Below are 13,023 nucleotides of genomic sequence, written 5' to 3' on the forward strand. Positions count from 1 at the left end.
CCCCGAGTTGGCGCATCTGGGTATCCACTCCGCCAGACCAGACGACTATTGACCCGGGCAGGCGAGCTCTGTATAGTGCGTCTCCTTGCCTGATGTTCCCCCGTAGTTCAGTCGGTAGAACGGCGGACTGTTAATCCGTATGTCACTGGTTCAAGTCCAGTCGGGGGAGCCACTTTCCTCACCATCTCGGTGCAAGTTATCCACTTTAGTGCTTTCCTCTGCCAATTTTAATGCACAAGCCGATCCCTTCGGCGATCCTTCCTTTCGAATCCCCTCTCCTCGTCGACAGCGTTTTCTCCTGTCGAGCATAACTATATGATTTTTATAGTAAGATTTTTCTGGAGGTATTTTTTGAACAGCCCTTGCACCCCAGCATTGGCGCGGCCTGCAGCCTGATCGCCAAGTTTCATGAACAGGGTTATCCACAGATTCTGTGGGTAAGTGACGCAAAGCCAATCAGCGCCTAGGTTGGCAGCAATTGTCTCCGGTCTGACGGATGGAAACGCCTCGCCCCCCATTTTCTCCTGTTTTTGTCCTCCCCCCTAAATGGGGTCCTGGGGATCAGAGCGACAGGCAGGTGCCCCATTTGTGTCGCCACGCCAGAGGCCATGGGTCACCTCTGCCCGCCGGGGTGCGGATGCACCGGGTGCATGGTTTTCCCCAACCAGTTAAAAATGCTGAAAAGTGCCCCCAATCCTCCGCTTCACAGCAGGTAATAAATTGTCCACAGGAGGGAAACCTCCATGCCCCCTGACAGCACGAATCACCCATTGACAGCGAGATAGGCAGTGGGAAATATCACCGTTGCCCCCTTTGTTCCCGGTCATCCCCCCTCCCGGGTCGGTCAACCACCACTTAACTGGCTGCCAGACCGCTTTGACCCTTCTCTCTTGCCAAGGGATCCGGCACAATATCGGCCCCACTTTTTTCCTCGGTTCTTCCGGGCATGACCATAGATTTCGTGACACTGCTGCATCAAAGCGACTCCCTGCTGCTGTTCGTGGTGCTGGCCTTCGGCCTGCTGCTGGGCAAGGTACGCATCGGTAATTTCCAGATTGGCAACACCATAGGCGTGCTGTTCACCGCCCTGCTGTTCGGCCAGATGGGCTTTCAATTTTCCACCTCCACCGAAAATGTCGGCTTCATGCTGTTCATCTTCTGTGTGGGGATAGAGGCCGGCCCCCACTTCTTCAGCGTCTTCCTGCGCGATGGCATCCACTACATCACCCTGACCCTGGTGATCCTGCTGAGCGCCCTGCTGCTCACCGTGGGGCTCGCCAAGTTCTTCAACCTGGGGCCCGGCATGGCGGCCGGGATCCTGGCGGGCTCCCTCACCTCGACGCCGGCGCTGGTGGGGGCACAGGATGCCCTGCGCAGCGGACTGCTTAACCTGCCCCATCAGACCGACATGCAGGCGGTGCTCGACAACATGGGCATCGGCTATGCCCTGACCTATCTGGTGGGCCTGGTGGGCCTGATGCTGGTGGTACGCTACCTGCCCGCCCTAGCACGGCTCGACCTCAATACAGAGGCGCAGAAGATCGCCCGCGAGCGGGGGCTCTCCGACAGCGAGAACCGCAAGACCTATCTGCCCATCATCCGCGCCTACCGGGTCGGCCCCGAGCTCGCCGCCTGGATCGGCGGCCGCACCCTGCGAGAGACCGGCATCTACCCCCACACCGGCTGCTACGTGGAGCGCATTCGTCGCAACGGCATACTGGCGAGCCCGGATGGGGATGCGGTCATCCAAGAGGGGGACGAGATCGCCCTGGTGGGCTACCCGGAGAGCCACGAGAAGCTCGACGTCAACTATCGCAACGGCAAGGAGGTGTTCGACCGCAACCTGCTGGACCTGCAGATCGTCACCGAAGAGATAGTGGTGAAGAACGATGCCGTGGTGGGCCGCCATCTGGTGGAGCTCAACCTCACCGAGAAGGGCTGCTTCCTGAACCGGGTGGTGCGCTCCCAGATAGAGATGCCGTTCGATCGCAACATCATGCTGCAAAAGGGCGACGTGCTGCAGATCAGCGGCGAGAAGCAGAGAGTCAAGCTGCTGGCCAACAAGATCGGCTTCATCAGTATCCATAGCCAGACCACGGATCTGGTGGCCTTCACCACCTTCTTCGTGCTGGGCCTGCTCATCGGCTCCGTCTCCCTGGTGTTCGGCCAGATAGAGTTCGGCCTCGGCAACGCCGTCGGCCTGCTGCTGGCGGGGATCCTGATGGGATACCTCAGAGCCAACCACCCCACAGTAGGCTATGTGCCGCCGGGTGCCCTGCGTCTGGCCAAGGATCTCGGTCTCGCCGTCTTCATGGTGAGCACGGGGCTCAAGGCCGGTGGCGGCATCCTGGATCACCTGAGCGAGGTAGGTATGGTGGTGCTCTTCTCCGGCATGCTGGTGACCACCTTGCCGGTGCTGGTGGGCTACCTGTTCGGGGTCTGGGTATTGAAGATGAACCCGGCCCTGCTGCTAGGTGCCATCACCGGCGCCCGCACCTGCGCCCCGGCCATGGACGTGGTCAACGAGGCGGCCAACAGCTCCATCCCGGCGCTCGGCTACGCAGGCACCTATGCGGTGGCCAACGTCATGCTGACCCTGGCGGGCTCCTTCATCATCGGCTTCTGGTTCTAGCCCGGCGGCCACACCTCGTGCAAAAGGAGCCTCAGGGCTCCTTTTTGCTGCCCGCAACCGCCTCGCTCACGGGATTTTGAATAGTGGAAACCGTGCTATGGCGCACTTCCAATCAAACCCAATGAGCTAAATCCCCCCCGAGTCGCCGCTTACACTCTATAAAACGAGTGAGGTGTACGTATGAAACGCTTATGGATTGTCATGATCTGGCTGTTCTGCTCCCTGAGCCCCGTCTGGAGTGCCGAGGCAGACAAACAGGCAACCACAGACGAGGAAACGGATAAAAGCGCCCTGAGTTTTGGCAGTGACGAGCTCTCCAAACCCATGCTGGGGGATCTCGATGCCATGCTGGAGCGACGAGCCATCCGGGTGCTGACGACCTATAACAAGACCGGCTACTTCATCTACAAGGGCGTGCAGCGAGGAGCAACCTACGACGCCTTCATACAGGTGGAAAAACGCCTCAACGAGCAGCTTCGCAAGAACAAGACCGCCAAGCGCAATCTCAAGGTCCACTTCGTCTTCATCCCGGTCGCCCGGGAGGCCCTGATCCCCGCCCTGCTCGCAGGCAAGGGGGATATCGCCGCCGCCAACCTCACCATCACCGACAAACGCAAGCAGCAGGGCGTGGAGTTCTCCGCCCCCCTGATCGAGAACGTGCGCGAGCTGCTCATCTCGGGGCCCCACTCTCCCAAGGTGGCGAGCGCCGCCGATCTTGGAGGGCAGAGCGTCTATGTGAGACCCTCCTCCAGCTATTACGACAGCCTCTTGGCCTATAACGCGGCGCGCAAGGCGGCAGGGGAACCCCTCATCGACATCAAGCCCGCCTCCGAGGTGCTGGAGGACGAGGATCTGGTGGAGATGGTGAACGCGGGTCTGCTGCCCTTCATCGTCATGGACGAGCACAAGGCCCGCTTCTGGCAGAAGATCTTCCCCAAGATCACCATCCATGAAGAGCCTGTTTTCCGCGACGGCGGCATCATCGCCTGGGCGGTACGCAAGGAGAGTACCCAGCTGCTCGCCATGCTCAACGAGCAGATTGGCGCCTTGCGGGGCAAGGCCACCGGCGAAGCCATACTGGCGCGCTATCTCAAGCAGAACAAGTTCGTCAAGAGCGCCGCCGCCGAGGCCGAGCGCAAGAAGTTCCTGCAGGTGGTCGAGCTGTTTCGTGAATACGGCGAGAAATACGACGTGGACTGGCTGCTGGTGGCCGCCCAGGGCTATCAGGAGTCGGCCCTCAACCAGAAGGCACGCAGCCATGTGGGGGCCATCGGCATCATGCAGATCATGCCCGCCACCGGCAAGGGATTGAAGGTGGGTGATATCCGCCAGATCGAACCCAACATCCACGGTGGCGTCAAATACATGCGCTGGATGATAGATCACTACTATGCGGACGAGCCCATGACGGCTCTCGACAAGGCGCTCTTCTCGTTCGCCTCCTACAACGCGGGCCCCGCCCGGGTGGCCAGGCTGCGCACCGAGGCCAAGAAGCGGGGGCTGGATCCCAACATCTGGTTCCACAACGTGGAGTACGTGGCGGCGGAGAAGATAGGGCCGGAGACGGTCACCTATGTGGGCAACATCTACAAGTACTACATCGCCTACAAGCTGGTGATGGAGCAGCTGGCCCTCAGGCAGAAGGCCACCGAGGCCCTTCAGAAGACGGAGCCAGACCAGGAGAAAGCGGCGGAACCTGTCTCAGGGGCCGGCAAGAGCTGAGACACGCTGGCCATCCCATCACATCAGGTCATCGGGCGGGCTCCCTATCACAAGGGAGCCCCGCCCTTCTTTGCCCTCGCCAATACGACATCCAGCAGTGATAGCGTCGAAAAAGGCCGTGGCCAGAATGAACAAAATGGCCAGAACAGCCTTAATAACCATTACGGCCAGATTGTTTTCCAGACAGACATGATTAATTAACCTCCTCGCAACAATCACAAGGAGAACACCATGTTGCAAGGAATCTTCAAACGCACCCTGCTCTGTTGCCTGCTGGGCGCCAGCCTCGGCGTGCAGGCCAAGATAGACGAGATCCATTTCCTGATACCCGGTGGTGCAGGCGGCGGCTGGGACAACACGGCACGGGGCACCGGCGAGGCGCTGACCAAATCCGGCCTCATCACCACCGCCTCCTTCCAGAACATCTCCGCCGGAGGTGGCGCCAAGGCCATCGCCCACCTGATCGAGACCTCGGCGCAATCCGACAAGACGCTCATGGTCAACTCCACCCCCATCATCGTCAAATCCCTCTCCAAGGAACTGCCGCAATCCTTCCGGGATCTCACCCCGGTCGCCGCCATCATCGCCGACTACCAGGCACTGGCCGTACCGCTCGACTCCCCCTATCAGACCTGGCCCCAGTTGCTGGCGGCCTATGAGGCGAACCCCGCCAAGGTGAAGATCGCCGGCGGCTCCGCCCGCGGCAGCCTGGACCACCTGGTGGCGGCCATGACCTTCAAGAATGCGGGGGCCGATGCCAGCAAGCTGCGCTACGTGGCCTATGATGCCGGCGGCAGTGCCATGGCGGCGGTGCTGGCGGGGGAAACCCAGGTGCTCTCCACCGGCTTTGGCGAGGCGATGGAGGCGGTCAAGTCCGGTCAGATGCGGATCCTCGGCATGACGGCTGCCGAGCGCATGCCGGATGCGAAAGAGGTACCCACCTTCAGCGAGCAGGGCAACCCCACCGTCTTTGCCAACTGGCGCGGTTACTTCGCCTCCCCCAGCGTGAGCGCCGAGAAATCCGCCGAGTTCGCCGCCCTGCTCAAGCAGATGTATGACAAGCCGGAGTGGGAAGTGGTCCGGGCGCGCAACAACTGGACCAACAGCTATCAGGCCGGCCCCGAGTTCACCGCCTTCCTCAACAGCCAGGAGCAGGAGATCGGCGGCCTGATGCGCGAGCTCGGCTTCATCAAGTAATCCCAACCCCGTGGCGGGCTCGCCCGCCCATTGGAGTCATTATGCAACTGACCAAGGAAAGGTTCGGGGGGCTGCTGTTTCTGCTGCTCTCCCTCGCCTATGGCTATCACGCCACCCAGATCCCGGGCTACCCGGGGGACGAATATGAACCCTTTACCGCCAGCACCCTGCCCTATGCCCTGGCCGGCGTCGGCGTCGTGCTCTCCCTGCTGTTGATGGCCTCCCCGGGCGGCGAGCGGCTGCAAAAAGAGTCCGGCAACTGGCGACTGGTGTTCGCCTTTCTCCTCCTGATGATCGTCTATGGCGTGGCCCTGACCTGGCTCGGCTTCCTCGTCGCCACAACCCTGTTCCTCATCGCCGGGATCCGGCTCATGGGTGAACCCAGCCTCGCCTTCGCCTGCAAGGTGAGCGTGCCCTTCACCCTCATCTTCTGGGCCCTGCTGACCAAGGGGCTCAATGTCTATCTCGAGCCCGGTCGGCTGTTCACCCAGTTGCTGGGATAAGGAGAACCCATGTTAGACGGAATCTTGCAAGGGCTTGGCACCGCCATGATGCCCATCAACCTCTTCATGGTGGTGGTCGGTTGCTTCGTCGGCACCTTCATCGGCATGTTGCCGGGTCTCGGACCCGTCACCGCCATCGCCTTGATGATCCCCATCACCTACGGGCTGGATCCGGCCTCCGGCATCATTCTGATGGCCGGTGTCTATTACGGCTCCATGTTTGGCGGCTCCACCGCCTCCATCCTGATCAACACCCCGGGCTGCTCCGCCAGCATGATCACCGCCATCGACGGCTATCCCATGGCGCGCAAGGGCTATGCGGGCAAGGCGCTGGCCATCGCCGCCTACGCCTCCTTCGTCGGCGGCACCCTGTCGGCCATCTTCCTGATGGTGGCGGCGCCCCTGCTCGCCAAGGTCTCCCTCTCCTTCCAGTCGGCGGACTACTTCGCCCTCATGGTGCTGGGGCTGTCGGCGGTGGCGGCCTTTGCCGGCAAGGGGCAGGTGCTCAAGGCGCTGATCATGGCCCTGTTCGGCATCATGATCTCCACCGTCGGCATCGATCGCAGCGTCGGGGTTGACAGGTTCACCTTCGGCCTGCCGGACTTGCGGGACGGTTTCTCCTTCCTGCTGCTGGCCATGGCCACCTTCGCCCTGGCGGAGATCCTGATGACGGTGCTGCGCCCCGGCAAGGATTCCCGCGCCGAAGAGGCGGAGCAGATCCAGAAGCTCGGCTCCCTCAAGCTGAGCAAGGATGAGGTCAAGGAGATAGCGACCCCGATCGCCCGCTCCTCGGTACTCGGCTTCTTCATCGGCGTCCTGCCGGGAGCTGGTGCCACCATCGCCTCCTTCATGGCCTATGGCGCCGAGCGCAACCTGGCCCGCAAGGAGAAGAAGGATGAGTTCGGCAAGGGCAGCCTCACCGGTGTCGCCGCCCCGGAAGCCGCCAACAACGCCGCCTCCAGCGGTGCCTTCGTGCCATTGCTGACCCTGGGGATCCCGGGTTCAGGCACCACGGCCCTGATGCTGGGCGCCCTCATCGCCTACGGCATCCAGCCGGGCCCGCGTCTGTTCATGGAGCACCCGGACGTGTTCTGGTCCGTGATCATCTCCATGTATCTGGGCAACGTGGTGCTGCTGATCCTGAACCTGCCGCTCATCCCCTATCTCGCCAAGATCCTGCAAGTGCCGCGCCCCGTGCTCATCCCCATGGTGCTGCTGTTCTCCCTGATAGGGGTCTATCTGGTCTCCTTCAACACCATGGACATCTATGTGATGGCACTGGTGGCCCTCATCGCCATCGGCCTGCGCCTGCTGGACTTCCCCATGGCCCCCATGCTGCTCGGCTTCATCCTGGGTGGCATGCTGGAGGACAACCTGCGCCGCGCCCTGGTCATCAACGACGGCTCCCTGAGCTTCCTGTGGGAGCGACCCATCACCCTGGGCTTCACCCTGGTGACCCTGGTGATGTTGCTGCTGCCGGCCTGGCAGTGGTGGCAGGCCCGCAAGGCCCCCAAGGGGGAACCGGCCACCAGCCACTGAATCGATGAGACTCTGCCGCCTCTGAACCCTACCCATGATGAGCAGAGCCCCTGATGGTGGAAGCAGATGCGAATAAAAAGAGCGCCAACAGGCGCTCTTTTCTTGTCTGGACGCAGCAACACCTCTTGGATCACTGCTTGCGGTAGCGCCGCTCCGGCCGCCCGACGGTACCGTATTCGAGCTCAGGGCTCGCCAGCTGCTGGCCTACCAGAAACTCCAGATAACGGCGCGCCGTGGTGCGGCTCACCCCGACCCTGGCGCCTATCTCCTCGGCGCTGGCTCCCTCGGCGGCCAAGGCGGCCAGCACCCGCTGCAGGGTGAGCCCGTCTATGCCCTTTGGCAGACCGGCGGCCGCCACCTGCTGCAAGGGGGTACCCAGCAGGGCATCCACCGTCTGCTGATCGATGTCCGCCAATGCCGCCAGGGCCGCTATGCTCTGGCGATACTTCTCCAATGTGTCTCGCAGCCGCTCGAACACCACGGGTTTCAAGATAAAATCCACCACCCCGAGGCGCATCGCCTCCTGCAGGGCGCTCGCCTCCCGGGCGGCGGTGAGCAAGATGACGTCGAGGCCGGCGCCGGCCTGGCGCAATTCGCGCAGCAGGCTGAAGCCCTCCCCGTCCGGCAGCCACACATCCAGCAGCACCAGATCGGGCCTGAGGATGGCGATCTGCTCCCTCGCATCGAACAGGGTGAGCGCCACCCCCAGCACGTCAAACCCGGGCAGCCGCTGTACGAAGCGGCGGTGGATTTCGGCGATGGCCGGATCGTCCTCGACGATCAGGATCTTGATCACTCACACCTCCTTTGGAATGTAACAGACGACGCAACTTCCCTGCGCCGTGGCTTCGATGGTGATGGTCCCCTGCAGGGCATCCAGGGTCTTGCGCACCAGGGCGAGGCCGATGCCGTGGCCGGGCTCGGCCTTGCTGCTCACCCCGTGCTCGAACAAGGTGTCCGCGAGGGCGGGATCCACCCCGCCGGCCCCGTCTTCCACCTCGAGGATGAGATCCTGCCCCAGATCGCTCAGGGCCACCCGGATGGGACTATAGGGGGCGCCGTGGCGACGGGTCGCCTCGAAGGCATTGTCGATGAGGTTGCCAAGCAGGGTCACCAGCTGGGAGCCGCTCACCCTGGCGGGGATGTCCTGCAGGCAAGCATCGGGGTCGACGATAAGCACCAGCCCCAGTTCATGGGCCCTGTGATACTTGCCAAGCAGCAGCCCCGCCACCTTGGGTTTGCCGATGGCCCCCATCAGGAAGCTGAGCAGGGTCTGCTCGGTGGCGGCCTCCCGCCCGATGAAGGCGAGCGCCTCCTGGGTGGCACCCAGCTCTATCATGCCGGCTATGGTGCCGAGCTGATTGTTGTGTTCGTGGGTCTGCACCCGCAGCAGATCGCTGTAGGCCTGCACCTGGGAGAGCTGGGCGCTGAGCTCGGCGAGCTCGTCCTTGCGCCGAAAGCTCGACACGGCGCCGATGAGGCGACCTTCCTGCACCAGGGGCAGGCGGTTGACGATGAGGGGCTGGCCGTTCAGGACTATCTCCTCGTCAAACTGGGGGCTCTGCTCCTGCAAGATGGAGAGCATGCGGCTGCCCGGCAGCAGCTGGCCGATGGGTTGACCGATGGCGGCCCTGGCAACGGTTTCATCCAGGCGCAGCAATCGGATGCCGTTGGGGTTGATGGAGGTGAGCCTGCCCTGCTCGTCGATGGTGAGGATCCCCTCGCGCACCGTGCGCAGGGTGCAGTCGAGCTCCGCATAGAGGCGCCCTATCTGCTCGGGTTCGAAGCCGAAGATGGCCTTCTTGTAGCGCCGGGCCAGCCAGGCGGCGGCGGCGCTGTTGAGGATCACGATGAGCAGGGTACAGAGCAGGCCAAAGCGCAGGAAACCGCGCAGATCGGCGTCTATGTCTCGCACCAGATAGCCGACCGACACCACGCCGATGATCTTGCCCATCTCGTCGCGGATGGGCCCCTTGCCCCGCACCGCGCTGCCAAGGGATCCCTGTGCCCGCGAGATGTAGAATTCCCCGGCCAGGGCCCGGCCGGGATCATCCCCCACCATGGGTTTGCCGAGCCGGTCCGCATTGGGGTGCACCAGACGCCTGGCATCGACGTCGCCGATGACGATGTAGCTGGCACCGACCTCCCCCCGCATCCGCTCCACCAGCACGTTGAGGCGGGCGGTGTCGGCGCGCTTCACCCCGGCGATGACGCCGGGCTCGCGCGCCACCAGCCGCGCCACGTCGAGGGCCTGATCCCCCACGTCCTGATAGCGCTGTTCGGCGACATAGTAGTAGCTGGCCCCGCTCAGCAGCACTAGCTGCAAGAGGCTGACCAGACAGAGCATGAAGAGGATGCGTCCTTGCAACCCGAGCTTCATGCTTCCTTGTCGCCTCGCAGCAGCTCGAGCAACAGGCTGCCGTCCCGCAGGGCCTTGTGCACCTGCACCGAGGTGGGCTTGGTGGGGTCTTCGTAGAAATGGGTGGACTCTATCTGCAGGCGCGTCAGGTAGTCGGGGGGCAGCTGGCTCGCCAGGGACTGATGCAGCATGGGGAACAGCAGGCGATCGGCGCGGGTGATCTCCCCCCCCAGCAGCAGCTTGCCCGGGTTGAGCAGGCAGATGAGGTTGGCGAGCACCCGGGAGAGGCGCCCCGCCGCCTGGTGCAGGATGTCCTGACAGAGGCTGTTGCCCGCCAGCGCCAGCTCGCACAGCTCGCGGATGTTGACGTTCGCCGGCAGATCGTGCTCCTGCATGCGCTCACGCAGGTCTCGGTACTGGGCCTCCAGCGCCTGATTGGTCACGAGCGTGCAGGCACAGCCGAAGCCACCGCAGTAGCAGCGCTGACCATAGGGCTCGAGCTGCAGGTGGCTGAGATCCCCGAGCAGGGCCGACTCGCTCTCAATGAGCTGGCCGTTGACCACCATGCCGACCCCGATGTCGTTGTGCACGAACACCAGCACCGCATCGGCGCAATTCTTGGCCGCGCCCCACTCCCGCTCGGCCTGGATCCAGGTGCGCACGTCGCCGCTCACCAGCACGGGCACCTCGAACGCCTCCTGCAGGGTGGGCCCCAGCGGCCAGTTGCGCAGATCGTAATAAGGGAAGTGCTTGACCATGCCGGAGTGGCGCTCCACCTGCCCCGGCAGGCAGAGGGCGATGCAGGCCAGACGCAGCGCCTTCTTCGGCAGGAAGCCCTCGATGGCCCGCATCAGGCTGGCCAGCAGATCCACGCGCTCCGTCTCGCTGAACAGGTGGCGATGGCGCGCGAGGGAGCGCCCGGCCAGATCGAACAGGGCCATGTCCACATAGCCGCGGCCGAGGCGCATGGAGAGAAACTGGAAGCGACGCTCGTTGATGCGAAGCAGGGTCTGGCGACGGCCACGGCCCACCGAGCTCTCGCCACAGGTGACGATGAGGCCCCCATCGAGCAGCTCGCGGGTGATCTTGGTGATGCTGGCCGGCGAGAGGCCTGTCAGGCGGGACAGATCGGTCCGGGACAGCTCCTTGTGCTCCTCCAGGCTGGCATAGACCAGGCCGTAGTTGAGCTGACGGATCAAATCGATACTGCCTTTCACGATCTCATTCATGGGTTTGGGGACTGACGCAAAGAACGAATGTTGCGATTTTCACACATTCTGCGTCGATCCCCAAATTTGCCATCTGGACATGGCGTCCAGATGGCAAAAATGTGATCAGTAACGGAAGCGGGCGACCAATTGGCGCAATTTATCGCCCGTGTCCGCCAGGGCCCTCGTGGTGGTGGTGGATTCCCCCGCCGCCTCGGTCAGTTCGCTGACGATCTGCTGGATGGCCACCAGGTTCTTGTTGATCTCCTCGGAGACAGCGTGCTGCTCCTCGGCGGCGGTCGCGATCTGGATGTTCATGTCGTTGATGGTACCCACCGCCGCCACCATGCTGTCCAGGGAGCTGGCGATGTGGCCCGCCTCCTGCACCGTCTCCTGGCTGCGGGATTCGCTCGCCTGCATCACCTCCACCGCCTGCTTCACCCCCCCTTGCAGGCGCTGCAACATCTCGTTGATCTCCTTGGTGCTCTGCTGGGTGCGCCCGGCCAGGGATCGCACCTCGTCCGCCACCACGGCGAAGCCGCGCCCCTGCTCACCGGCCCGGGCCGCCTCGATGGCGGCGTTGAGGGCCAGCAGGTTGGTCTGCTCGGCGATACCGCGAATGACCTCCACCACAGAGCCAATCTTGCCGGTCTCCTGAGCCAGCTGCTCGATGACGCCGGCGGCGACGTGCACCTCGTCCACCAGCCGGTTGATGCTGCCGATGGCACTGCCCACCACCTCCCGGGCGGCGTCGGATTCCCGGGCCGCGTCACTGGTGGCGCTGGCCGCGTTGGAGGCACTCGCCGCCACCTCCTGGGCGGTGGAGCTCATCTCGGTCACGGCGGTGACCACCTGATCCGTCTCACGCCCGTGGCCGCGCATCTGCCTGTCCGAATGCTCGCTCAGGCGATGGAGCTTCTCCACGGCACTGAGCAGCTGATGGCTGGTCTCCCCCACCTGGCTCACCACGGACTGGATGCGCTCGACGAAGCGGTTGAAGGCACTGGCCAGCTGGCCCACCTCATCCTTGCTCTGCACCTTGAGGCGCTGGGTGAGATCCCCGTCCCCGTCGGCGATGTCGTTGAGGGCCGACACCGCCTCTGCCAGCGGCCGGGTGACTCTGTTGCCGATGGCCACAGTCGCCGCCAGGGTGATCCCTAGGATCAGCAGGATCAACACCACCCCGGTCTGCAGGGAGGCGTGCATGTTCTGTTCCCGTTCGGCTCGCAGGGTCGCCAGCTCGCTGTCGATGTCATCGATGTAGAAGCCGGTGCCCACCACCCACTGATACTTGTCGAGCAGCAGGTTGTAGGAGAGCTTGGGGGCATCGCGGCCGAGGGAGGGCTTGTTGGTCCAGTATTCCGTATAGCCATCCCCCTCCCGGGCGGCCTTGATGATCCCCTGAATGAGGGGCGTGCCCTTGGCATCCTTGTCTTCCCAGCGGTTCTTGCCCTCGGCGTCGGGGCGAGTGGGCAGCAGTTGGGTATTGCCCTGGAAGTCATAGATGAAGAAGTAGCCGTCGCTGCCGTAGCGCAGGGGGCGCAGTATCTCTTTGACCCGCTCACGCGCCTGTGGGCTGTCCGGCGCGGCATACTCCTTCTCGATGGCTGTCTTGGCCAGCATCAGGTAGCTGCTCAGCAGTGCCTTGCGCTCCGACAGCGCCTTCTCCCTGGCCATCACCAATTCGGACTCCAAATCACTCTTGGAGATCAAATAGTTGCTGAGATTGACCACCAGGGCCATCAGCAGCACGGGAAGCGCGCCCAATAACAGGATCTTCTGCTTCAGTGTCATCTTGTACTTCCTTTAGCCATTTTTATGTGGGTGTTCCGTTCCTACCAGTTCGACCTGCTGGCCGAGGGG

At 63.2% G+C, this 13,023-nt stretch carries 9 protein-coding genes and 1 tRNA gene; 6 read left to right on the top strand and 4 right to left on the bottom strand.

Going from position 1 to position 13,023, the window contains the following annotated elements:
* Window positions 1-96: 96 nt before the first annotated feature.
* The 6 genes from ACT5M9_RS01855 (at window position 97) to ACT5M9_RS01880 (ending at window position 7,593) form a co-directional block, all read left to right on the top strand.
* A tRNA-Asn gene (locus tag ACT5M9_RS01855) sits at window positions 97-172 on the top strand.
* Between the two features lie 774 nt (window positions 173-946).
* Window positions 947-2,632 carry an aspartate:alanine antiporter gene (locus ACT5M9_RS01860; RefSeq protein WP_457978367.1) on the top strand — a complete coding sequence of 562 codons (1,686 nt, stop codon included), beginning with the start codon at window positions 947-949 and terminating at the stop codon, window positions 2,630-2,632.
* Between the two features lie 180 nt (window positions 2,633-2,812).
* Window positions 2,813-4,354 (top strand): MltF family protein, encoded by a 1,542-nt coding sequence (locus ACT5M9_RS01865; protein WP_457978365.1) that lies wholly within the window; start codon window positions 2,813-2,815, stop codon window positions 4,352-4,354.
* Between the two features lie 231 nt (window positions 4,355-4,585).
* Window positions 4,586-5,551 (top strand): tripartite tricarboxylate transporter substrate binding protein, encoded by a 966-nt coding sequence (locus ACT5M9_RS01870; protein WP_457978363.1) that lies wholly within the window; start codon window positions 4,586-4,588, stop codon window positions 5,549-5,551.
* Between the two features lie 41 nt (window positions 5,552-5,592).
* Window positions 5,593-6,054, top strand: coding sequence for a tripartite tricarboxylate transporter TctB family protein (locus ACT5M9_RS01875; RefSeq protein WP_438548318.1), 462 nt, complete (start codon window positions 5,593-5,595; stop codon window positions 6,052-6,054).
* Window positions 6,055-6,063: 9 nt separating this feature from the next.
* A complete protein-coding gene (locus tag ACT5M9_RS01880; protein WP_438548319.1) occupies window positions 6,064-7,593 on the top strand; it encodes a tripartite tricarboxylate transporter permease in 1,530 nt (509 codons plus the stop codon).
* Window positions 7,594-7,723: 130 nt separating this feature from the next.
* Here the strand turns inward: ACT5M9_RS01880 and ACT5M9_RS01885 are convergent, their stop codons facing one another.
* From ACT5M9_RS01885 to ACT5M9_RS01900, 4 genes are all read right to left on the bottom strand, one after another.
* A complete protein-coding gene (locus ACT5M9_RS01885) occupies window positions 7,724-8,389 on the bottom strand; it encodes a response regulator (RefSeq protein WP_457978361.1) in 666 nt (221 codons plus the stop codon).
* On the bottom strand, window positions 8,390-9,973 hold the full coding sequence (locus ACT5M9_RS01890) for an ATP-binding protein (protein WP_457978359.1): 1,584 nt from the start codon (window positions 9,971-9,973) through the stop codon (window positions 8,390-8,392).
* A complete protein-coding gene (locus ACT5M9_RS01895; protein ID WP_457978357.1) occupies window positions 9,970-11,181 on the bottom strand; it encodes an ROK family protein in 1,212 nt (403 codons plus the stop codon). The genes ACT5M9_RS01890 and ACT5M9_RS01895 overlap by 4 nt, the downstream gene beginning before the upstream one ends.
* A gap of 105 nt (window positions 11,182-11,286) precedes the next feature.
* Entirely contained in the window at window positions 11,287-12,954 is a 1,668-nt protein-coding gene (locus ACT5M9_RS01900) for a methyl-accepting chemotaxis protein (RefSeq protein WP_457978355.1), read from the bottom strand.
* Window positions 12,955-13,023: the final 69 nt, after the last annotated feature.

It is taken from the genome of Aeromonas sp. AE23HZ002T15, from assembly GCF_054165525.2.

Coding starts and splice junctions, on each gene's coding strand:
- ACT5M9_RS01860 (WP_457978367.1), top strand. CDS start 947: ATGACCATAGATTTCGTGACACTGCTGCATCAAAGCGACTCCCTGCTG.
- ACT5M9_RS01865 (WP_457978365.1), top strand. CDS start 2,813: ATGAAACGCTTATGGATTGTCATGATCTGGCTGTTCTGCTCCCTGAGC.
- ACT5M9_RS01870 (WP_457978363.1), top strand. CDS start 4,586: ATGTTGCAAGGAATCTTCAAACGCACCCTGCTCTGTTGCCTGCTGGGC.
- ACT5M9_RS01875 (WP_438548318.1), top strand. CDS start 5,593: ATGCAACTGACCAAGGAAAGGTTCGGGGGGCTGCTGTTTCTGCTGCTC.
- ACT5M9_RS01880 (WP_438548319.1), top strand. CDS start 6,064: ATGTTAGACGGAATCTTGCAAGGGCTTGGCACCGCCATGATGCCCATC.
- ACT5M9_RS01890 (WP_457978359.1), bottom strand. CDS start 9,973: ATGAAGCTCGGGTTGCAAGGACGCATCCTCTTCATGCTCTGTCTGGTC.
- ACT5M9_RS01895 (WP_457978357.1), bottom strand. CDS start 11,181: ATGAATGAGATCGTGAAAGGCAGTATCGATTTGATCCGTCAGCTCAAC.
- ACT5M9_RS01900 (WP_457978355.1), bottom strand. CDS start 12,954: ATGACACTGAAGCAGAAGATCCTGTTATTGGGCGCGCTTCCCGTGCTG.